The organism is Pseudenhygromyxa sp. WMMC2535 (genome assembly GCF_011083025.2).
In genome coordinates, this window is sequence record NZ_JABJWV010000001.1 from 6,558,024 (window position 1) to 6,580,025 (window position 22,002).

The 22,002-nt window shown below is 72.6% G+C and carries 12 protein-coding genes; 7 read left to right on the top strand and 5 right to left on the bottom strand.

The features are described 5' to 3' along the window. Nucleotides 1–84 precede the first annotated feature (84 nt). The 4 genes from G6O69_RS25515 to G6O69_RS25530 all read right to left on the bottom strand — a co-directional run bounded on the left by G6O69_RS25515 (nucleotide 85) and on the right by G6O69_RS25530 (nucleotide 10,682). Nucleotides 85–7,854, bottom strand: a complete 7,770-nt coding sequence (locus G6O69_RS25515; RefSeq protein WP_172306112.1) for a transglutaminase-like domain-containing protein — start codon at nucleotides 7,852–7,854, stop codon at nucleotides 85–87. Nucleotides 7,855–8,056: 202 nt separating this feature from the next. Continuing rightward, nucleotides 8,057–9,448: a serine/threonine-protein kinase gene (locus tag G6O69_RS25520; protein WP_172306113.1), complete on the bottom strand. Its 1,392-nt coding sequence runs from the start codon at nucleotides 9,446–9,448 to the stop codon at nucleotides 8,057–8,059. Between the two features lie 259 nt (nucleotides 9,449–9,707). After that, the gene (locus G6O69_RS25525; protein WP_172306114.1) at nucleotides 9,708–9,974 is read right to left on the bottom strand and encodes a hypothetical protein; all 267 of its coding nucleotides are present in this window, start codon (nucleotides 9,972–9,974) and stop codon (nucleotides 9,708–9,710) included. Nucleotides 9,975–9,995: 21 nt separating this feature from the next. Then, nucleotides 9,996–10,682 carry a hypothetical protein gene (locus G6O69_RS25530; protein ID WP_172306115.1) on the bottom strand — a complete coding sequence of 229 codons (687 nt, stop codon included), beginning with the start codon at nucleotides 10,680–10,682 and terminating at the stop codon, nucleotides 9,996–9,998. Nucleotides 10,683–10,785: 103 nt separating this feature from the next. On the opposite strand from G6O69_RS25530, the gene G6O69_RS25535 reads away from it, so the two are divergent. The 6 genes from G6O69_RS25535 (at nucleotide 10,786) to cysS (ending at nucleotide 19,807) form a co-directional block, all read left to right on the top strand. Further along, on the top strand, nucleotides 10,786–12,495 hold the full coding sequence (locus G6O69_RS25535) for a formate--tetrahydrofolate ligase (RefSeq protein ID WP_217909911.1): 1,710 nt from the start codon (nucleotides 10,786–10,788) through the stop codon (nucleotides 12,493–12,495). Nucleotides 12,496–12,518: 23 nt separating this feature from the next. Further along, nucleotides 12,519–14,591 (top strand): PAS domain-containing hybrid sensor histidine kinase/response regulator, encoded by a 2,073-nt coding sequence (locus G6O69_RS25540; protein WP_172306116.1) that lies wholly within the window; start codon nucleotides 12,519–12,521, stop codon nucleotides 14,589–14,591. Nucleotides 14,592–14,607: 16 nt separating this feature from the next. Continuing rightward, nucleotides 14,608–17,160 carry a serine/threonine-protein kinase gene (locus G6O69_RS25545; protein ID WP_172306117.1) on the top strand — a complete coding sequence of 851 codons (2,553 nt, stop codon included), beginning with the start codon at nucleotides 14,608–14,610 and terminating at the stop codon, nucleotides 17,158–17,160. Between the two features lie 50 nt (nucleotides 17,161–17,210). Beyond that, a complete protein-coding gene (locus tag G6O69_RS25550) occupies nucleotides 17,211–17,450 on the top strand; it encodes a DUF4169 family protein (RefSeq protein WP_172306118.1) in 240 nt (79 codons plus the stop codon). A gap of 2 nt (nucleotides 17,451–17,452) precedes the next feature. Beyond that, nucleotides 17,453–18,136, top strand: a complete 684-nt coding sequence (locus G6O69_RS25555) for a hypothetical protein (protein ID WP_172306119.1) — start codon at nucleotides 17,453–17,455, stop codon at nucleotides 18,134–18,136. A 90-nt stretch (nucleotides 18,137–18,226) separates the two neighbouring features. Continuing rightward, nucleotides 18,227–19,807 (top strand): cysteine--tRNA ligase, encoded by a 1,581-nt coding sequence (gene cysS / locus G6O69_RS25560; RefSeq protein WP_172306120.1) that lies wholly within the window; start codon nucleotides 18,227–18,229, stop codon nucleotides 19,805–19,807. A 90-nt stretch (nucleotides 19,808–19,897) separates the two neighbouring features. Here the strand turns inward: cysS and G6O69_RS25565 are convergent, their stop codons facing one another. Further along, complete coding sequence (locus G6O69_RS25565) at nucleotides 19,898–20,722, bottom strand: hypothetical protein (RefSeq protein ID WP_176397088.1); 825 nt, start codon at nucleotides 20,720–20,722, stop codon at nucleotides 19,898–19,900. A 265-nt stretch (nucleotides 20,723–20,987) separates the two neighbouring features. On the opposite strand from G6O69_RS25565, the gene G6O69_RS25570 reads away from it, so the two are divergent. Further along, nucleotides 20,988–21,986, top strand: coding sequence for a hypothetical protein (locus G6O69_RS25570; protein ID WP_172306122.1), 999 nt, complete (start codon nucleotides 20,988–20,990; stop codon nucleotides 21,984–21,986). Nucleotides 21,987–22,002: the final 16 nt, after the last annotated feature.

Below are 22,002 nucleotides of genomic sequence, written 5' to 3' on the forward strand. Positions count from 1 at the left end.
AGATATCGCCGCTCTCGACGAAGGCGCGGCGTGAAGTGGGCCCAAACGAGGCCCAAACGAGGCCCAAACGAGGCCCAAACGAGGCTAGATCGGGTCGATGGCGAGGACCTCGAAGTGGCCCAGAGAGATCATCGCCAGCACGTCGACGACCTCGAGCTCGAGGTGACCCGCGCCGACGTGGTCGGTGCCGGCGGTCGGATCGGCCTCGCGCCAGCGCTGGCCGTCGTGCCACGCGACCCAGGCGTGGGCGACCATCTCTTCGCCGCTGGCGGCCATGCCCTCCTGGACCTTGGCGGGGATGCCCGCGGCCCGGAGCACGGTGACGGCGAGCAGGGCGTACTCGGTGCAGTCGCCGGCCCCTCGCTCGAGGATCGCCACGGCGTCGAGGCTGGTCGGGGTGATCTCGTAGCGGACGTGATCGTGGGCCCAGTCGATCACGGCGCGGACCGTCGCGGCGTCGTCGTTGGCGACGCGCAGGGACCTGGCGATCTCGACGAGCGCGGGCGCGTCGGCGCGGATCAGGCCGTCGGCGGCGAGCATGCGCTCGCGCTCGGCCGCGTCGATGGACACCTTCGTGTTGGCTGGGACGGCCGCGGAGGGCAAGACGACCAGGCGCAGCTCGTCATCGCCGACGACCTCGGCGCGGATCCGTGGGTTTTTGTCGGGCAGGGCCGTGCGGGCGAAGCTGGCCGCGTCCTCGACGCGAATGCGGTAGGCCAGGCCGCGCTCGGTCTCGTCGCGGGTGAGCCTGCGGGGCAGCTTGCTGGCGTTCGAGATCTCGGGGTTGGCGAGCCAGCGATCGATGAGCGCGAGCTCTTCTTCGGACTCGGCGAGGTGCAGGCGCACGCGGGCGCGCAGCTGGCCGCCCTCGCCGGGGCCCTGGGTCCAGTCGCCGCTGAGCTCGACGTCCTCGACCAGGCCGATCATGGTTGCGAGCAGACGCAGGTAGTCGGCGCGCCGGTCCCCGGCGTAGCGGCCCGCGAGGGCGCGGACGACCGCGGCCGCGCGGGAGCCGTCGAGGCCGCCGCGGACGAAGGGCAGGGGGGCGCCAGCTGGGCGGGCAGCGGGCGCGGGCAGGGCCTGGGCGGCCTCGGCCAGGGCGCGGGTGCTGGCCACGACCAGGGCGCCGTCGCGGTGCTGCCAAAACAGCCCGCGCTGCTCGAGCAATTGACCGGCCGCGGGCAGCTCGACCTCGGCCGCGCGGGCGGCCCGGCGCAGCTTGGCGTCGAGGGGCATGGCGAGCACCCAGGGCTGCCACAGCGCGTCGCCCTCGGCGGGGTACCAGCCCAGGGCCACGGCCGAGGCGGCCTCGACCAGGACCAGGGGCGGGAGCTTGTCGTCGGCGACGAGGCCACAGCGAGACGAGCTCGCGGCGCGCTCGGGCAGCTTGGCGTGCTTGGCTGGCGCGCGCTCACCGATCAGGCCGTGGTCGGCGCAGCGGGCGAGGTCCTCGTCCTCCTCGTAGGACTCGGCGAGCGCCCCGGGCTCGAGGGCGAGGGCGATCCGCGAGACCGGGTCCGCGGGCAGCAGCGCGTCGAGGCTCCCGAGGCCACCGACGGCCGCGGCCGTGGCCGTGGCCGAGAACTCGAGGCCCTCGTTGTCGAGGGCGAGCTCGAGGGCGAGCTCGGGCAGGCCCAGGGTCTCGCTGAGATCGAAGGCCTGCATGGCCACGCCGTCGCGCCAGCTCGCCGTGGCCCGGGTGAACTCGGGCTGGCTGGCCAGCGTGTCGACGCCCGCCGGGGGCTCGCGCAGGAGCTGCTCGGCCAGGTGGCTGCCCGAGAACACGAGCAGACGATCGCCGAGGATCAGGTAGTGCTCCGAGTCGACGATGATCCGGTTGGTACGCAGCTCGACCGTCGCGTAGTACTCGAGCTCGTAGCCGGCGATCTCCCGGGTCGCGCGCAGGCGCTCGGCGGCGACGAGGGGGGCCTCGTCGTACTCGAGCTCCTCCTCGGTGGCCTCGACGATGGTGTGCAGGGCGATGGGCAGGCCGCCGAGGCTCAGCGGGAGGGCGGCGAACTCCGTGGCCACGCTCATGGGGATGGCCACGCCGGCGTCGTCGCCGAGCTCGCGGGCGGCCAGGGTCGCGAGCAGCTGCTCGCGATCGTCGATGCTCGCCGAGCACACGAAGCCTTCGTTGCCCTTGGGCGAGGCGCACTCGATCGGCGCGGCGAGGTCGAGGCCGCCGCCGCGCTCGGGGTCGGCGGCGAAGATCGCAAAATTGTCCGAGAGCACAGAGTCGTGGATCAGCGCGCGGACCAGGTAGGCGTCGGTGGACTGGGCCGGGGTCAGCCGGCGCAGCAGGCCCTCGAGGCTGGTCGCGAACAGCCCGGCGTCGCCGACCCGCACGAAGGTCCAGTCGCGGCCGGGGAGCAGCTCGGCGAGGGGGGTGCTGGCCAGGGCCTCGCGGCCGCGCGGCGCGGGCTTGGAGCGCAGCGCTCGGGCCCAGCGCGCGGGGGTCTCGTCGTGGGTCGGGAGGCGGTTTTGGCCGGTCAAAGAGCGGCCCTCCGCGTAGTCCTCGAGGATCGCGGTGATCGCCGCGTGGGTGCCCTCGGCGCGGCTGTGCTTGCCGTCGGCCGGGTCGAAGTCGACGGCCTCGGCGAGGCGAGTCAGGCGCTTGCGGTCGGCCTTGTCGAGGCGCCGGGCGAGGATCCACGCGAGCTCGAGGGCGAGGGCGCGGCTGCCCTCGTCGTCGACGCCGGCGGAGATCAGGGCGTCGGCGCGCTCGCGCAGGGCGGCGAGGTCCTCGGCGCTCGGCGCCTCCATGAGGCTGCGCGCGGCGAGCAGGGCGTCGGCGGGCAGGCCGTTGCGCACGACCTCGCGCAGGGCAGCGGCGGCCGTCCGGATCTGGTCAGCGCCCGAACCCGAACCCGATCCCGAACCCGAGTAGTCCATGGTCGCGGGCGCGGCCAGGGCGATGGCGCGCAGCCGCGGGTCGCGATAGGCGAGCAGCTCGCGGGTCAGCGCCTGGGCCTCGGCCAGGGGGAGGGCGGCGATGACCTGGAGCAGGCCAAAGGCCGGCTGGGACCCGGACAGGGTCAAGCGCGGATCCGAGGTCGCGGGCTCGGGGGGGTCGTAGAGCACCCGCCGGCTGTCGTCGATGACCCGCTTGGGGTGGGCGCGGGTCGCCGCGCGGCCCCACTCGTAGACGGCGGCGTGGGTGTCGAGCAGGGCGACCAGGGCCAGGCGCGCGGCGGCGGGATCCGTGGGCGGGAGGCAGGCCAGCAGGGCGCGGCGCTGGTCCGAGCTGCGCGTGGTCAAGAAGAGATCGAAGAGCAGCTCGGCGCGGGCGCTCGACTCGAGCCCGCGCCAGCTCGCGGCCAGGGTGGGGTCGGCCTCGAGGGGGCAGCGCTGGGGATCGTCGTGCTCGCCGACGGCCAGGCGCGCGCGCAGGCGCAGCGCGTCCGCGGGCGGTCGGGCCCCCGCGACGCGCAGGGTCTCGGCGGCGCTCGCCGGGAGCATGAGGTCGAGGGGTCGAAAGCTCTGGTGGAGCAGGGCGACGTGGGGCAAGAAGGCCTCGAAGTCCGCCGGCGTGGTCCCGGACACGAGCACGAACAAGTTGCCGCCCGTGGGCACGAGCACGTTGTCGATCATCGCCTCGCCGTCGCTGACCAGGAACTCCACGGCCGGCCCGGCCGGGAGCTCGAGCTCGCGCGTCCACAAGAGCGCGTAGTCGCGGCCCATCCACTCGGCGATCAGCGCCTCGGCGCAGCCCATGCCCTCGCAGCGCGAGGCCCGAGGCTCGCGGATCACGAACTGCGCGCGGTTGTAGGCCTCGCCTTCGTCGGCGTCCTCCATCCCCGGCACGGTCGAGTACACGCCGAGCTTGCCCTCGCCGTTCGGGGTGGTGTCGGCCGGGAAGAAGGCCTCGCCGGAGACCGCCTCGGACATGCGGCGCTTGGGCGCGAGGGCGGCGAGGGTGTCGGGGCCGATGGCCGCGAGGCGCTGGGCGAAGGCTTCGGGGTCGCGCAGCCAGGGCGCGAACAGGCCGTCGCTGCCGGTCAGCAGCCCCGGGAGCTGCTCGTCGCTCAGCCAGGGGTGGTCGGGGTGGAGCTCGCGGGCGCGGGCGAGCAGGGCCTGGGCGTGGGTGAGATCCTCGGGGCCGGTCAGCAGGGGGAGGGCCTGGGAGAGGATCAGGGGAGACTCGGGGTAGCGCTCGACCAGGGCGCGGGCGATGTCGGTGGCGCGCTCGCGCATGTGGGTCGCGCGGAGCTCGGAGAGCAGCATCAGCTGGAGCACGTGGCTGTCGGGGCTGTCCGTGGCCAGGGCTTCGAGGGCCGCGAGGGCGCCGGGATCGTCCTCGGCGTTGGCGTCGATGATCGCGTACATCGCCTCGCGCTCGACCCGGCCGGCGTCGAGATCGGCGCGGATCAGCGCGCTCAGCTCGAGGAAGTAGAGGGCCGCCGAGCGCAGCTCCGCGTCGCTGATCTCGCCCTCGAGCCGGCTGTAGGCGAGGGCCTCGGGGGAGGCGGCCGTGAGCTCGGGGGCCTCGTCTCCCACCGAGGCCGGGGGCAGCCAAAAGAGCAGGCGCTGGGCGTAGTACTCGGCGGCGATCAGATCGAGGCCGCGCACGGCCGAGTTCGCGGCCAGGACCCACTGCCGACGATCGCCGAGGCTGAAGGCGTCGAGGATCTGCTGGCGCAGCAGCGGCCCGCGGTAGCGAGCCTGGGCGAGCTCGAGGTCGTCGGGCTCGGAGGCCAGCGAGGCCTCGAGGGCGAGCTGACGCGTGCGCAGGGCCGCGCCCTGCTCGTGGTCGCCGCGCAGGGACGCCCACAGCGAGGCGTTGAGCAGCCACACGGGATCCTCGGCGAGCTCGGGCATGGCCGCGGCCGCGGTGAAGAGCGCGTCGGGCTCGAGGCGGCCCTCGAGCAGCTCGGGGCGGTTGAGGGCGACGAAGGTCAGGTCGGCGGCGAGGAAGGGGCTGCCGTCGAGGGCGGTCCACAGCGGCACGCAGCGCTCGGCGCCGCGCTCGATCTCGTCGCGCTGGAACATGCGCAGGCAGGCGAGCTGGGCCAGGCTCGGCTTGCGCGTGGGGGCGTAGAGCTCGGCGACGTGGGCAGACGCGAAGGGATCTTCGATGTCCCACAGCTGCTCGCGGACCATGGACCAGGAGGCGAGGTCATCGATGTCTCCGCGCGCGCGGGCGTCCGCGAGCAGCAGCGCGGCGTGGGTCGGGGATGTGGGCTGGGGGACGCCGAAGCGGCGGTAGTCGGCGTTGGCGAGGGCCTCGAGCTCGTCTCGGTCGCCGACGAGGGCGGTCAGCCACAGCTCGGTCTCGCGCTCTCGGGGGAGGACGACCCGGGTGCTGGGGGGCATGGCGCTGATCCAGGCCAAGGTCCGCGCGGCGACGGGGAAGGCCTGCTCGGGCGAGGGCGAGTTTTGCAGCACCTCGTGCAGGCGCCACAGGCCCCGCAGGGCGGTCGGCTGGAAGCGGGTGGCGGGCTCACCCAGAGCCAGGAGCGCGTCGCCGTCGTCGCGCGCCAGCCACAGCGCCGTGAACAGCGGGCCGTCGAGGCCGCTGGCCGCGGCGAGCTGGGGATCCGCGGCCTCGAGCAGCTCCTGGCTCTCCCAGTGCATGTCCGCGTCGGGGAAGAGCAAGATCGACTCGCGGACGCGGGCGAGCTCGAGGCGCTCGCTGGCCGCGGTCCGCAGCGCGCCCGTGAAGGCGGCGCTGTCGCGTGGCTGCCGGCGCAGCGCGTCGAGGTAGAGCGCGTGGGCGAGCTCGGTCTTGCCGGCGTCCTCGGCCACGCGCGCGCGCGTGTACGCGGCCAGGAAGGCGCGCGGGGCCTCGGCCTCGAGGATGGTCAGGGCGCGGTCGCGCAGCGCGGGCTCTTGGGCGAGCTGGGCAGCCAGGGCCATGCGCCCGGCGACGAAGCGCTCGCTGGTGCCCTCGAGCAGAGGGAGGAGCTCGGCGAACTGGGCGCTCGCCATCTTCCAGGCGCCGTCGCGCGCGTGCATGAGGGCCGTGGCCGCCATCCACAGGCGCGAGCGCGGGTTGAGCTCGTCTGGGGGCGTGGACACGAGCAGGTAGAAGTGCCGCGTCTCGCCGGCCTCTGGGGGCGGCGGCACGTCGAGGAAGCGATCGGGCAAGGCGGTGGGGTCGAGCAGGCCCTCGTCGAGGTCGCGCAAGATCATCTCGGCGATCGCTCGGGTCTCACTGCGCAGCAGCGCGCCGGCGCGATCGAGGCGGGCCTGGGCGAGGTCGGGGCGGTTGGCGGCGAGCTCGGTGCTCAGCGCCGCGGTCTGGTAGTGGGTGGTGGCCGCGAGCCGGCTGCCCTCGAACGCGAGCAGGCGCTCGCGGATCGCCAGGAGCTGATCGTTTTCGAGCTGGGGGATCGGGGCGAACCACGACGAGCGCGTGTTCGCGGCGAGGTCGAGGGCGCCGAGGCCATCGGGGTAGTCCGGCGAGGCGAAGGTGAGCTTGCCGAGCTCGGCGACGAGATCGCGGCAGTCGTCACCAAAGAGCTCGCGCTCGCGACACTGCGCGAGCATGGACCCCAGCGAGGGATCGACCCCGGCGAAGCCGGCGTGGGCGCGCTCGCGGCTGCGCGAGGGCTGGTCGGCGTCGAGCAGGGTCGTCGCCATGTCGCCCGTGGGCAGCCGGGGCAAGTCGCGGCCGCGGTTGGCGTCGACGCGCTGGCGGGCCGCGTCGAGGGCGGCCTCGGCGTGGTCCTCGGGGGCGGTGGGCTCGTCGAAGCTCGCGAGCCTGGCGGAGAGGTTGTCGGAGCGCTTGGCACCGGCTCGGCGTCGCCAGCGTTTGAAGTCGCGCAGCCCGGCCGCGTCGCCGCGCTCGAGCTCGGCGAGCGCGTGCAGGGTGTCCTGCAGGGAGTCGGCCGCGCGGCTGGGATCGCCCGCGAGGGCGTCGATCTCCGCGAGCTGCTCGGCGAGGTCACCAAAGGCGCGATAGCGCAGGCTCAGCGTGGCCCGCTGGAGGGCGAGGGCGCGGCTTTGGGGGGCGGCCTGGTGGCGCAGCTGCCAGCGCGCCTGGACGCCGATGATGTCGTCGGTGCTCGCCGCGAGATCGGGGAGCAGGTCGGGGTCGTCGGCGATCTCCTCGCGCGCGAGGGCGTCGAGGACGAGGTCGGCCGCCATCGCGTCGGGGTCCCAGGGATCGGCCGTGAGCAGGGCGTCGAGCCAGCGGCGGTAGTCTTCGCGCCGATCCTCCCGGGCCGCGCGATCGGCCTCGACCCAGAGGATGTCGAGGCCCGCCGAGCCGAGCGCGGCGAGCTGCTCGGGCGACAGCCGCGGGGTGTTGGCGGGCATGCGCATGCCCTGGTAGGAGCGCCAGCGCAGGCGCTGGAGCGCGACGAGGCGCTCGGGGTCGCGGGCGAACACCTGCCACAGCCGGGCGTAGCCCCAGCCGATGTCGGCCTCGTAGGTGGTCAGCAGCGCCCGGGACATCGCCCGGCGGGCGCGCTTGGGCTCGCGCAGGAACTGGGCGGCCTCGAGGACCAGGCGGCCGTCGAGGATGGTGTCGCCGATGTCCACGGCCACGCGCGCGGCGGCGTCGAGGCGCTCGCGGGCGTCGTCGCGGGCGAGGGGATCATCGCCGAGGGTGGCGATGACCGACGCGCCGCGGGCGAGGTCGAGGTGCTCGCGGGCGAAGGCCCCGGCCTCGTCGAGGTTGCCGAGCGCGGCGGCCTCTCGCGCGGCGGCGGCCGTGCGCGCGAGGGCGTCGGCGGTCTCGCCCATGCTGCCGAGGGCGCCGAGCTGGGCGCGCGCCTCGAGCTCGTCCGCGGGCAGCGGGGCGAGGCTCTCGGCCATGGGCGCGCGGGCCTGCACGCAGGCGCTGGCGCCGACCCAGGCGAGCAAGAGGAGCAGAGCCGTCCAGGAGGGCCGTCGCTGCGCGGACATCCCTGCGACGGTAGGAGACCCCGGGCGCCATGACCAGCTGTCGCGGGCAGGCCAGCGGGTGCCGCTGCCCAGGCCGCAAACACGCCCAGCCGCCCGCGTGGGGCGGCGCGCCCGAGGCTCGAGCATGGGCCGCGAGGGCGGCCACAGGCGAGCTTTGCGAGCGTCGAGTCGAGATCGTCTGCCCGCGTCGCCGGGCGCTCGACTACGTCAAGGTGAACCAGGCGAGGGTCGCGAGGGCGGCGAGCAGCAAGACCACCGCGACGATCAGCACGTTGACCGTCGTGGTGTCGGCGCTGGTCTTGGGCTTGTTGGCGAGGGCCTCGGCGCGCAGGTTCGCGGCCAGCTCCACGGCGTTGGTGCCGTCGCGCATGCTGTCGTGGGCGAAGGACGGGCCGATCACGGACTCGCTGGCCTGGGTGTCGACGGGGACGCTGGCCAGGGCGTGCTGCATCGCCGCCATGCTCTCGAAGCGCGCGTTCTTGTCCTTGGCGAGCGCACGAAAGACGATCGCCTCGAGGGCGGCGGGGATCGGCAGCCCAGGCACGACCTCGGCGAAGCGCGGGGGCATGTTGTGGATCTGGTGGTAGAGCGCCTGGGTCCCGGCCGCGCCGTCGAAGGGCTTGCGCCCGGTGAGCAGAAAATAGAGCAGGCAGCCGAGGCCGTAGACGTCGGTGCGGCCGTCGACCTCGTCGCCGAGGATCTGCTCGGGGCTCATGTAGGCCGGCGTGCCCTGGATGGTCCCCGTCTTGGTCAGCTTGGGCTTGTTCGCGTCGAGGATCTTGGCGATGCCAAAGTCGATCAGCTTGGTCGAGGAGCCGCGCAGGGGCGGGGGATCGAGGAGCAGGACGTTGCTCGGCTTGAGGTCGCGGTGGATCACGCCGGCCGCGTGGGCGTAGACGAGGGCGTCGGAGATCTCGAGGCCGATGCGCCTGACCGAGGGCCATGGCAGCGGGCTGCCCTGCCTGTGGATCAGCTGATCGAGGGGCTGCCCGCGGACGAGCTCCATCACGAAGTAGGGCCGGCCGTCGTCGGCCTCGCCAAAGTCGAGCACGTCGACGACGCCCTCGTGATCGATGGCGGCGATCGCCTGCGCCTCTCGCAAGAAGCGCGGCCCGCCCTCGTCGTGGGTCAGGAACTTGATCGCCATCGGCCGGCCCAAGGACACGTGCATGGCCTCCCAGACCTCGCCCATGCCGCCGGTCGCGATGCGCGAGCGCAGCTGATAGCGCGGGTCGATGTTCGGCAGCGGCTCGTTCGTGGCCAAGGTGGGCTGGAGCGGCCGCGTCCCGCTGGTCGGGACGCCAGCGCTGGGGCCCATGTTGGTGCCCATGTTGGTGCCTGGTTGGGTGGTTTGCTGGGACTCTGGCTGGGACGCCCGCGGGGGACGAATGATCGTGGGGTCGTCGTCACCGCTGCTGGCGGTGTAGCTGATCCACGTGCTCGAGGAGCGCGCGTTCACGCCAGAGGCGCTGGGATCGTAGGGCGAGCTCTGGCTGATCGTCGCCTCGTCGTCGACCTCGGTGTTGATGGTCGTCGAGATCGTGGGGTCGTCGTCGCCCGTCACGATGCTGAGCGTCGCGTCGTCGTCACTCACGGCTCGCTGAGGGCGGCGCCAATCGAGGCGAACGACGTTGCTTTGCGGGGAGTCGGCCATGGGTGGTGCCAGCTGAGTCGGCGCGACTGGGTCGCCGCCGAGGGACGATTGGAGCACAAATCGGCGGCTTCTGGGAGTTGGACCTTCGATCACGGGCGCGGGCAGACCCGCGAGCAGGGCCCAAAGGTCAGCGCTGCGATCCTTCGATCAGCGCGACCGTTCAGCGCGACCATTCAGCGCGACCGTTCAGTGAAACCAATCAGGGCGAGGGGTCTTCAGTGCAGATCACCCGTTGATGAATTCGTGAGCAAAACCAGGCCTGCTTGGTCTCGCCGCAGGTGGCTGTCCACGAGCTCGGCCCATCCAGCGGTTGGCGGGCATCGCTGATTTCGATGGCTTCGGCCGCGCACTGCGTCGGCTCGGCGCTGTCGCGGGCGAGGGAGGACGAGGTGCAGCCGAGGCCCACGGCCGCGGCCAGGACCGAACTCGAGAGCAGCGCTTGGAGGGGGAGTGGACGTGTGGGCACGGCGGCCCATTGGAGCACGGCTCAGGCCAGGCCCCAAGGTCCGCGGAGCAGCTCGCGGTGAGGGCTCAGCGGCCCGCCGGATTTGTTCTTGAGGACCTCGTGGACGAGCCACGAGCGCCGTGTCCGCGCGACGAAGCCGGGTTCATCGGCGGCAGGCTCCAGGTGTGAGGCCACGCGCAGGCCGATCAGCGGCCCGAGGGAGGGGTGGGCCGCGCTGGCGTCGCGGAGGATCAGCACCCGCGACTCGTGCTGCCTGGCGAGGCCGAGGAGTCGGCCTTGCCAGGCGTCGGAGCCCCGCGGCTCGGCGCCCGCGAAGTCGAGGATCACCAGGCCGAAGGCGCCGGAGCGCAAGAGCAGCTCGGCGGCGCGGCACTGGCCGGCTGGCCCGCGCGGTCCAGACTGCGGGCTCGCGTTCGCCCCGGGGCCGCGCCTGGAGGGGCTGGCGGGGGGTACGTGGACGACGACGAGGGCCTCGATGTCCACGCCGGCGTCGGCGAGGTCGGGGGCGTAGAGGCTGCCGGGGCCCGGCTGAACCCAGGCGCTGGTCTCCCCCGATCGCTGGATCTGGCTGAGGATCGAGGCCGCGGCGCTGGTCCTCGCCTCGCCGCAGAGCTCGACGAGGCGCCCCGGCTCGACGAGCTCGGCGAGGCTGCGGCCTTGGGCTTCGCGCCTTGGCTCGAGCGGTGGGCTGAGGTCGAGGGCACGCATGGTCACTGGATGGTAGTTCAGTGCTGGGCGCGGTGCGCCCCTTTTTCGGGCTGGCGCCAAGCTGCGCGCCCCAGGCCGATGCAGGCGGGTTAGAACGTGCGCCATGTCGATGCCCTCCGACGCCGAAATTGCCCAGTCCGCCAAGCTCGCGCCGATCGCCGAGGTCGCCGCGACCCTCGATCTCAGCGCCGATCAGCTCGAGCCCTACGGGCGCTACAAGGCCAAGATCGATCTCTCGGTGGTCGAGGCCCGGCGGTCCGAGCGTCCTCGGGGCAAGCTGATCCTGGTCACGGCGATGACCGCGACGCGCTTTGGCGACGGCAAGACCGTGACCTCCATCGGCCTCGCCCAGGGCCTGGGCAAGACCGGTCGCCAGCACTGCCTGGCCCTGCGCGAGCCGTCCTTGGGGCCGACCTTTGGCATCAAGGGCGGGGCCGCGGGAGGCGGCTACGCCCAGGTCCTGCCCATGGAGGACATCAACATGCACTTCACGGGTGACCTCCACGCCGTGACCTCGGCTCACAACCTGCTCGCGGCCGTGGCCGACAACCGGGCGCACTTCGAGATCCGGGCTCGCCGCAAGGCTGGCCGCGATCCCGCCCCGGGGGAGCTCGAGCAGATCAGCTGGCGGCGGGTCCTCGACATCTGCGATCGCCAGCTGCGCAACTGCCAGATCGGCCTGGGCAAGCGCAGCGACGGCTTCCCCCACGAGACGGGCTTCGACATCACGGCCTCCTCGGAGGTCATGGCCGTGCTCGCCCTGGCCCGCGACCGCGCGGATCTGCGGGCTCGCCTCGAGCGGATGATCGTCGGCTGGCGCTACGATGGCGCGCCGGTCCGCGCCGGCGAGCTCGACTGCATCGGCGCCCTCGAGGTCCTGCTCAAGGACGCCATCGTCCCGAACCTCGTCCAGACCATCGAGCACACCCCCGCGCTGATCCACTGCGGGCCGTTTGCGAACATCGCCCACGGCTGCAACAGCGTCGTCGCCACGGAGCTGGCCCTGCACAGCGCCGAGTGGACGGTGAGCGAGGCCGGGTTCGCGGCGGACCTCGGGGCCGAGAAGTTCCTCGATATCAAGTGCCGAGAGCTCGGCCACTTCCCTGCCGCGGCCGTGCTCGTGGTGACCTGCCGCGCGCTCAAGCTCCACGGCGGCGTCGAGCTCGAGGCGGTCGGCGAGGAGGACGTGGCGGCCCTCGAGCGCGGCTTCGCAAACGCCCGCGTGCACCTCGACAACCTGCGCAACAAATATGGCGTGCCCACGGTGGTCGCGATCAACCGCTTCCACTTCGACACCGACGCCGAGCTCGCGGCGCTCCAGCGGCTGATCGAGGGCGAGGGCGCGCGCTGGGCCGTGTCCGAGGGCTTCGTGAAGGGCGGCGAGGGGACGCGTACGCTGGCCGACGAGGTCACCGCGGCCGCGGCCGAGGGCAACCGGCCGCTCGCCCCGATCTACGACCTCGACCAGCCGCTCGAGCTCAAGATCGAGCGTCTCGCCACGGAGATCTATCGAGCGGATGGGGTGGACTGGAGTGAAGCGGCCAAGGTAGATCTCGAGCGCGTCCGCGAACATGGCGGCGACGCGTTGCCGATCTGTGTCGCAAAAACCCAGCACTCGCTCTCCGACGACCCCACACTCCGCGGCGCGCCCCAGGGATGGCGCCTGCGCGTCGCCGGGCTGCGCCTGTCGGCCGGCGCGGGCTTCGTGGTCGTGCGGACAGGTGACCTGATGCTGATGCCGGGCATGCCGAAGCGCTCCGCCGCGCAGAAGATTGGCTTCGACGCGGGCGGGAAGATCGTCGGCCTGTCCTGAATCGGGTGTATCGTGGGCCAGCGGTGGGCAAAGACGACGAGGAACTGCTGATCCGTCACCACCAGGCGCTGCAAGGCTTGTCGCGCAGCCGCGCCTGGCGGGAGGGCGGACGCAGTGGCGCCTTCGTCGAGGCGGCCAAGGTGGTGGCCGAGCTCGTCGGCGTCGAGCAGGTCAGCATCTGGCTGTTCGACGCCGAGCGGAGCTGCCTGCGTCGGGTGTTCTTCCTCGACCGCGCCCGGCCCCGGGCAGGGGGAGACGCGGGGGCGGGCGCGAGCGAGGGCGCAGCGGTGACGATGCGCCGCGAGCAGTACCCGCGCTACTTCCAGGCCCTCGAAGAGGAGCGGGTCGTCGTCGTCGAGGACGTGCGCACGGATCCTCGCACGGCGGCCTTCGTGACCTACTTCGAGACCAGGCCAGCGGCCATGCTCGACGCCCCGGTGGTCGTCGCGGGCTGCTGCGTGGGGGTGCTCTGCGTCGAGCACATCGGCGCGACGCGACGCTGGAGCTTGCCCGAGATGCTGCTCGTCGGCTCGATCGCCGACCTGCTCGCGCAGGCGATGCAGGTCGAGGAGCAGCGCCAGACCCAGGCGCTGCTCGAGCGCAAGCAGGCCGAGCTCAGCTTGGCGCTCGAGGCCGCGAGCATGGGCACCTGGAGCTGGGACGTCGCGGCCAACCTCGTCGAGTGGTCCGAGCAGGTCGGGCTGATCTTTGGCCGGGCTCGCGGGTGGGCGCCCGAGGACTACGAGGCCTACCTCGGGGTCGTCCACCCCGACGATCGCGAGCTCGTCAGCGAGGCGGTCAGCCGCTCGCTGAGCGAGGGCGAGGACGGCTACTACATCCAGCACCGGGTGCTCGTGCCGGGGGCCGAAGATCGCTGGGTCGAGGCCTCCGGTCAGGTCGAGCGCGACGCGCAGGGCAAGCCCACCTACATGCGCGGCACGGTCCAGGATGTCAGCGCGCGGCGCCGGCTCGAGGGCCAGCTGGTCCAGGCGCAGAAGCTCGAGGCGGTCGGTCGGCTGGCTGGCGGCGTCGCCCACGACTTCAACAACCTGCTCACGGCGATCGGCGGCGCCGTCGACATGGTCATGCTGACCCACGAGGACGACACCGAGCTATGCGCCGAGCTCGAGCAGGTCTTCGAGGCCACGCGCAGGGCCACGGCGCTGACGCAGCAGCTGCTGACCTTCGTCCGCGAGCGCCCCGCCCAGCCGCGGGTGGTCGACCTCGGCGAGCTGATCCACGGCCTCGAGGGGCTGATCCGCCGGCTGATCGGCGGCGGGCTGATCGAGGTCGTGACCGAGCTGAGCGCCGAGTCCACGCGCGTGCGGGTCGACCCGATCCAGCTCGAGCAGGTGTTCATCAACCTCGCCGTCAACGCGCGCGATGCCATGCCCGAGGGCGGGCGGCTGACCATCTCCTCGCGCATCGAGCAGGGCGAGGAGGGCGAAGAGATCGTCGTCGAGGTCCGCGACACCGGCGAGGGCATGGACCCCGAGGTCGTCCGCCGGGCCTTCGAGCCCTTCTTCACCACCAAGGCCGCCGGCCAGGGCACCGGCCTCGGCCTCGCTACCTGTCTGGAGATCGTCCAGCGCTTTGGTGGGGCGATGGCCGTGGACAGCCAGCTCGAGCGCGGCACGACCTTTTGGATCGTCTTGCCGCGGGTCGCCGAGCCCGTCGAGATCGAGGAGCTCGAGGGGGAGGTCGACGGCGCCTTCGTCGGCAGCGAGCGGGTCTTGCTCGTCGAAGACGACCCCGCGGTCCGCGAGCTCGCGGCCCGGGTCCTCGGCCACTATGGCTACGCCGTCGAGACCGCTGCCAACCGCGCGCAGGCGCTGGTCGTCGCCGAGGGGGTGCAGCCCTTCGACCTGCTGATCGCCGACGTGGTCCTGCCCGGCGGAAGTGGCATCGGCCTGGCCGTCGAGCTGCGCCGCCGGAGGAAGTTGGGGGCCGTGCTGCTGATGTCGGGCTACACTTTCGAGAACGCGGGCACGGAGAGCGAGCTCCCCGTGGGTGCACGTTTCTTGGCCAAACCCTTCACCGCGCGCGGGCTGGCCGCGGCTGCGCGCGCAGCCATCGAGCAGACCAAGCACGAGTGAGAGTCGAGGTCGTCCAATGACGGAGAGCAGCGGGTTTGGGCATGAAGACACCGACCTCTCCTTGATCTCGGGCTGCGAGGACACGGCCGTCGGTGGGGAGGGCGAGCCGAACGCCACCGACACGCACCTGGCCCTTGGATCAGACGGCCGACCTGGGCGTCTGGGGCGCTACCTGCTCCTCGACAAGCTCGGCCAGGGCGGCATGGGGGTCGTCCACGCCGCCTACGACGAGCAGCTCGACCGCAAGGTAGCCATCAAGCTGCTCGGCGCGCGGGCGAGCGCCTGCGCGCAGCAACGCATGCTCCGAGAGGCCCAGGCGATGGCCCGCCTGTCTCACCCCGAGGTCGTGCAGGTCTACGAGATCGGGGAGCTCGGCGGCCTGAGCTTCATCGTCATGGAGTTCGTCGCCGGCCAGACCCTCGATCGCTGGCTCGCCGAGCGCCCGCGCAGCTGCGCGGAGATCCTCGCGGTCTTCCGCGCGGCGGGCCGCGGCCTCGCGGCCGTGCACGCTGCGGGCCTGGTCCACCGCGACTTCAAGCCGACCAACGTCATGGTCAGCGTCGACGGCAGCGTGCGGGTCATGGACTTTGGCCTGGTCTTCGTCGATCCCGAGCCCGGCCCTGGCCTCGATCTCGGGCGGCTCGACGAGAGCGAGCTCGCGGCGCGGATCGGGGCCTTCGCGTCGAGCATGGACGAGCGCCTGACCCGGCCCGGGACGATGATGGGGACGCCGGCGTACATGTCCCCGGAGCAGTTCCTCGGCGGAGAGGTCGAGGCGGCCAGCGATCAGTTCAGCTTCTGCGTGGCGCTGTGGGAGGCGCTCTTCGGCAGGCGGCCCTTCGTCGCCTCGACCCTGGTCAAGTCGGTCCAGGCGGCGCTCGCGGGCGAGCTGCGCGTGCCCACGGTCCCCGCCCGAGAGGTCCCCGCGTGGCTGCGGGCCCACGTCGAGCGCGGCCTGGCCAGCGACCCCAGCCGACGCTGGCCGTCGATGGCCGCCCTCGTCGAGGCCCTGGCCGACGACCCCACCCGGCGGCGGCGCTGGTGGCTGGCGAGCGCCGCCTGTGTGACGATCGTCTGCGCGGCCTTTGCTGGCGCCGAGCTCCACGACGGGCGGGCGCGCGAGGTGGCGCTCGCCGGCTGTGAGCGCGACGGCCAGGCGATCGCCGAGGTCTGGAGCGAGGAGCGGCGCGCCGCCCTGGCCGAGGTCTTCGTGGAGCTCGAGTCCGGCGAGGAGGCGTGGACGCGCAGCGCGAGCTGGATCGATCGCTACGCCCAGGACTGGGCCGCGCTGCGCACCCAAAGCTGCGTCGCGGCCCGGGTCGAGGGCACCCGCGAGGTCGAGGCGCTCGCGCAGATCGACGCCTGCCTCGACGATCGCCGCAGCACCTTGGCGGGGCTCCTCGACGGCTGGTCGGAGCCCGACGAGAACACCGCGCTGCGGGCAGGGGAGGCGGCGGCTGCCCTGCCGCCCGTCGCGACCTGCGTCGACGAGCGCTGGCTGGCGCACCAGCTCGAGCCGCCCGCGGCGCTCTCCCGCGAGGAGATCGACGGCCTGCGTGCCCGCCTCGAGCGCGCCGAGGGGCTGGAGCTCGCGGGGGACTACCGCGACGCCCTGGACCTGACCGAGGCCGTCCGCGACGAGGCGCGGGTGCTCGACTGGGCGCCGCTGAGCGCCGAGGCCGAGCTCGAGCTCGCGCGCCTGCACACCAACTTGGGCGACTACCCGGCGGCGATCACCGCGGCCGAGTCCGCCTACGTGCAGGCCACCGCCGGGGCCCACGACGTCGTCGCCCTCGACGCGGCGAGCTTGCTGGCCTTCGTGATCGGCTACCGCCAGGCGCGGACCGCCGAGGGCGAGACCTGGGCGGCCGTGGCCGGGGCCCTGGTCGAGCGCGCGGGCCTGGCCGAGACCACCCACGAGGCCACGCTGCTCAACAACCTCGGGGGGATCCGTCGCAAGCAAAAGGACCTCGACGGCGCCCTGGCGCTGCACCGCCGGGCCAGGGCGATCCGCGAGGCCGCGCTCGGCTCGGAGCACCCGGACGTGGCCGGCTCGATCAACCACATCGGCAGCTTGCTGCTCCAGCAAAAGCGCTACGCCGAGGCCGAGCGCGAGCTCGAGGAGGCCGCGCGGATCTGGAAGGCGAGCCTGGGCCCGCGCCACCCCTTCATGAGCTTCCCGCTCAAGAGCCTCGGTCGGCTGCATCGGGCGCGGGGGGATACGGACAGGGCGCTGCGTGCCTACGGCGAGCTCCTGGCGGTCTACGAGCAGCGAGGCGCGCGCGCAGGGCAGGCCGAGACCCACGCGACGATCGCCTCGCTGCACGAGTCACGCGGTGAGGCGAGGCTCGCCGCCAAGCATCGCGCGCAGGCGTCGGCGCTCGAGGCACAGGAGCAGGCCGAGCGCGGGCACAGCGAGCGGGGTCGAGGTAGCGGGGCGGCGGCGGGAGAGCCGGCGGAGTGCGAGCAGGCATCCGAGCTGGCATCCGAGCTGGCATCCGAGCTGGGGCCGCCGTCGATCGTCGCCGAGGCCGCTGCGCTGCGCGCCTCGGGGGCCACGGAGGAGTGAGGCCCGGCCCTGTCGGCGTCGGGCCGCTCCTGGCCTACACTGAGCCGAGCATGGCCGAAGTCCTCAACCTCAACCGATTCCGAAAGCGCAAGCTTCGCGCCGAGGAGCGAGCCCAGGCCGAGCGCAACCGCGTCGTCCACGGGCGCACCAAGTCCGAAAAGCAGGCCGCGCGGGCCGAGCGAGAGCGGACGACACGAGCGCTCGATGGCCACCGCCGGGAGGCGGCGGCCGACGATGAACAGGACCCAGAGCCCACGCAGGACGAGCGAGAAGGGCAGGGGGAGGCGTGAGCGTGCGGACGAACCTCACCCGCCACCTCGGCGCCCTCGGGCTGCTCGCCGCGCTGCTCTCGGGCGCCGCCACGGCGGGCTGCGCGGGCAGCTCGGCCTACGTCGACTGGCGCCCCGGCCTGACGAGCAACGACTTCGACGGCCTCTTCGAGCTCAGCCGCGGCGAGTACGAGGACTTCGCCGAGCGAGCCATGCCCAACACCGTGGTCGATCGCGCCCACGGCGAGAGCCGCTCCGACGCCGGCGAGCGCATGGCGGCCCTCGGTGAGCGCGTGGCGAATTCGGTGAGCGCCGATCCCCACGGCTACCCCCTGGTCGGCCTCGACGGCGAGGGCCACGTGGCTCTGCTCGCCGGCGATCGCCGCGTCGAGGGCGAGGTCGACTGGCTGGCGATCACCAGCGGGGGCGATACACAGGCGGCCGCCGTGCTGCTCGGGCGTCGCCTGGCCGTGGTCCACGGCGGCGCGTCCACGGGCGTCGATCTCGGCTCGCTGCTCGGGCCGGGCGCGGCCGGCTATCGCTTCATGCTGCTGCTCGAAAATGGCGAGCTCACGGTCTTCGCCATGCCCGAGGTCGGCGGGGCGATCACGGCCTACGAGCCAGGCTACGTGCTGACCTTCGTCCCCCGCCCGGGCACCAAGCAGGGCTGGGAGGTGTCGGTGGCCCGGGTCTCCGTCACCCTGTGAGCGCTGGCTCGCCGCCCGCTCGCGGGCGCCGAGCGCCATCGCCGGGCCACGCTGGCCAGCCCTCCACGGCGCGCGTATAAACGCCGCGCCGTGGCTTTGCACGTCTACAACACCCGCACCAAGCGCAAGGAGCTGTTCACCCCGGCCCAGGAGAAGGTCGTCCGCATCTACACCTGTGGGCTGACGGTCTACTCCGACATGCACATCGGGCACGCCCGGACCTACTGTTTTTGGGACGTGTTCCGGCGCTGGCTCGAGTACCGCGGCAACCACGTGATCAGCGTCATCAACTACACGGACATCGATGACCGGATCATCTCCGAGGCCGCCAAGGCCGGCGTCGGCGAGCTCGACCACGCCGAGCGGGTGATCGCCGGCTTTCGCCGCGACTGCCGGACGCTCAAGATCAAGGACTACGCCGCCTACACCCGGGCCACGGACTTCGTGCGCGAGCAGGCCGACGCCGTCGAGGCGCTGATCGACAAGGGCCACGCCTACGTCGTCGACGGCGAGGTGCTCTACGACGTGCGCAGCTTCGAGCGCTACGGCGAGCTCAGCGGCAAGACCCTCGAGGGCATGCAAGAGGGGGCCAGCGGGCGCACCGACGACAGCGAGCGCCAGCGCAAGCGCTTCTTCGCCGACTTCAGCCTGTGGAAGCCCAGCAAGGAGGGCGAGCCGTGCTGGGACACGGGGCGCGAGGGCTGGGCCAGCGGCCGCCCGGGCTGGCACATCGAGTGCTCGGTGATGTCCACGACCCTGCTCGGGGCGCACTTCGACGTCCACGGCGGCGGCATCGACAACCTCTTCCCGCACCACGAAAACGAGGTCGCCCAGGCCGAGCCGCTGTGCGGTCACCCCTGGGTCGGCTACTGGATGCACCCCGCCCACCTGCAGCTGCTCGACGAGACCGGCAAGCCGATCAAGATGAGCAAGTCGCTGGGCAACGTGATCTCGATCCCCGCGCTGCTCGAGCGCCACGGCCCGGACCTCGTGCGCTGGTTCTACGGCGTGACCCACTACCGCTCGGCCCTGGCCTTCAACTGGCAGCTGCTCGACGAGGCCAGCAAGGGCTTCGACAAGGTCCGCCGGGTCCTCAGCGTGATCGAGACGCGCCTCGCCGAGGTCGACGACGAGGCCCTGAAGCTGCCCGTGTGCAGCCGCTACGCCAGCTTGCGTGGCGAGCAGGGCGTGCCCCGAGAGCGCCCGAGCTTTCTCCACGGGGCCTTCGCCGAGCACAGCGAGGCCTTCATGGCCGACTTCATCGCGGCCATGGACGACGACATGGGCACGCCCAAGGCCACGGCCGCGGTCTTCGACTACGTCGGCAAGCTCTTCGCCGCCGGGATCGAGACCGACGAGTCCATCGACACCGCCAGCTTGCTCTCGGCCTACCGCTGCCTGACTCGGCACCTGTGGGTGCTGGGCGTCGAGCTCGCGGATCCGCGACTCTACCCGGAGCTCGCCGCCGACAGCTTCCCCGTGGTCAGCGGCGGTGACGGAGCCCGCGAGCAGGCGCTCGGCGGCGTGATCGACAGCCTCCTGGCGCAGCGTCAGCAGGCGCGCAAGGACAAGGACTTCGCCAAGGCCGACCTGATCCGCGACCTGCTCGCGGCGGCGGGGGTGAGCATCGAGGACACGCCCAAGGGCCCGCGCTGGGACGTCCGCGAGTAGGCCGGGCCGAGCATCGGACAAATAAAAAACACAGCGAGCCCAGCGCTCGCTGTGTTTTTTTAATCTGCCTCGGCGCTCTAGAGCGGCGCTCTAGCCGTCCTTGCTCAGGGCGCAGGCTTCGATGAGGTCGCTGACCTTGAGGCCCACGGGGATGCCCAAGGTAGCGATCTCGTTCCAGACCGGGAGCAGGTCCTCGTCGTGGCCCTTGCGCTCGAGCAGCTCGTGGAGCGCCACGACGGCGGCGCGACGGCTGCCACGCTCGAGGGCGTCCCACAGCGCGGCACCGACGGCGTCGTCGGGGCGATCGGGGCTCGGCGTGTGGTCGATGCCGGAGCTGCCGTGGACCGGGAGCGCGACGGCGGCGGCGGGGCGAGACGAGGACGAGGACGAGGACGAAGAGACTGTGACCGAGGGCGCGGTGACCACGGGCGTGGGGGTCGGCTCGGGCTCGTCACGGACGAGGCGCGGACGCTCGATGACGACGGGGCCGCCGGCGCCACCGGGCTCGCGCCAGCGTCGACGCCTGGCCTCCCAGCGCTCGACCATGGGATCGCGCTCTTGGGGCGCAGGCAGCTCGCCGTTGGCGACGCGCTGCTGGAGGGCCTGGCCGCGGTGGAGGATCTCCTCGCCGTGGCCCTTGGGCAGCACCGTGACGACCGTGTCTTCCTTGATGATCGCAAACAGGGTGTCGCCGAAGTCCTCGACGGGGATCAGCACCTGGGGCTCATTGAGCATGGCGTCCAGGGTGCGGACGGCCTTGCCGGTGTCTTCGGCCTTGCCTAGGGCCTCGTCCAGGCGATCCCGCAGGGTCTCGTCGTCGAGATCGTCCATGGTCGGCACCAGCTCACGCAGACGCTGAACCGCGCGGTGAGTGATGCTGTATCGACGATGCCCAGGAAAAGGACCACGCAACATGGCGCCGGGATTTAGCTTAGACGGCGAGAGAAGACCAGGGCTGCGGGCGTGTTGATCTGGCGAGTCGAGTAGCCACCTTCGAGTGTCACGAGTGCGTGGCGTCGCGCTCGCGGCTGCGCGTAGCTCGGATTCCTCCCGTCCCAATCGCGGTTTTGCGGACTTCGCCGTATCGCTCGCCACGCGAAGCGCCCCTCGACGCTGCGAAGCGTAGCCAGAGTGTCGAAAAACTTGCGTCTGTGCTGAGGGACACGGAACCTCGATGGCGATGCGATCTGCTCGGAGCCTGACCCTCGCGCTGGTGTTTGCGACCCCGTTGGCGTTCGTCGGTGGCCGAGTGGAGGCGGCCCCCGTCGAGGCGAGCTCGAGCGCGAGTGCCAGCGAAGACTCTCGCCAGGGCGCGCGCGAGCGTGCTCTCACGCAAGCGCGACGCGTTGCCCTAGAGCAGGCGATCGCCACCATCGACGTCGCCGTCGACGAGCAGGCCGTGGCGCAGGTGCTCGCCCGCGCCGAGGCCTGGACGGCCGGCTACAGGGTCCTCGAGGTCCGCGAGGACGCGGGAGAGGTCGAGGTCCGGGTCGAGGTCGAGATCGATCTCCCGCGCCTGCGCAAGCGCGTGGCGGCCACGACCACGGCGCAGCGCCAGGCCGGCTTCTCCTGGGCCGGGGCGAGCGTCGAGGGCTGCGCTGGGCTGAACGATGAAGCCCTGCGTGGGCCGCTGACGGCCTACGGTGTCGTGCGTGACGCCAACGCGAACACCCAGGGCGCGGCGGATCAGCAGACGACGCTGCGGCTGAGCCTGCGCTGTCGCGACCGCGGCGCGGTGAGCCACACCCACGTGCGCGCGGCTGGCGTGGAGGTCGTCGCCGAGACCAGCGGGGCCGTCGAGCTGCGCGCCGAGATCAGCGCGCAGGGCTTCGCGGAGGAGCTCGACGCGGCCACGGCCATCGCCTTGGACCGGGCGATCGGCGAGCTCGCCGACGAGCTCGCAGAGGAAGCTCGCGGCGCGCTCGAGCTGCGCGTCGAGCAGCCCTGGCCCGCGGCGCGGATCACCGTGCTCGAGGCGCGGCTGCGCGACGCCTTCATCGGCGTGGACGCGGCCGAGCTCGCGGGCATCGCCGCCGACGGCAGCGCGGTCATCCGCATCACTGGCAGCGTCGACGCCCAGCGCCTGGGTCAGCAGCTCCAGGGCGCGAGCTTCCCGGGCTTTGGCCTGGTAGGCTTGCGCCTCGACTCCGCCCATGCCCTCCGCGTCCGCATGCAGTAGCCCCGCGCCTCACCAG

Bases quoted from the DNA above. Each gene is read 5' to 3' on its own strand.
- G6O69_RS25515 (WP_172306112.1), bottom strand. From the start codon at position 7,854: ATGTCCGCGCAGCGACGGCCCTCCTGGACGGCTCTGCTCCTCTTGCTC.
- G6O69_RS25530 (WP_172306115.1), bottom strand. From the start codon at position 10,682: ATGCGTGCCCTCGACCTCAGCCCACCGCTCGAGCCAAGGCGCGAAGCC.
- G6O69_RS25535 (WP_217909911.1), top strand. From the start codon at position 10,786: ATGTCGATGCCCTCCGACGCCGAAATTGCCCAGTCCGCCAAGCTCGCG.
- G6O69_RS25545 (WP_172306117.1), top strand. From the start codon at position 14,608: ATGACGGAGAGCAGCGGGTTTGGGCATGAAGACACCGACCTCTCCTTG.
- G6O69_RS25550 (WP_172306118.1), top strand. From the start codon at position 17,211: ATGGCCGAAGTCCTCAACCTCAACCGATTCCGAAAGCGCAAGCTTCGC.
- G6O69_RS25565 (WP_176397088.1), bottom strand. From the start codon at position 20,722: ATGTTGCGTGGTCCTTTTCCTGGGCATCGTCGATACAGCATCACTCAC.
- G6O69_RS25570 (WP_172306122.1), top strand. From the start codon at position 20,988: ATGCGATCTGCTCGGAGCCTGACCCTCGCGCTGGTGTTTGCGACCCCG.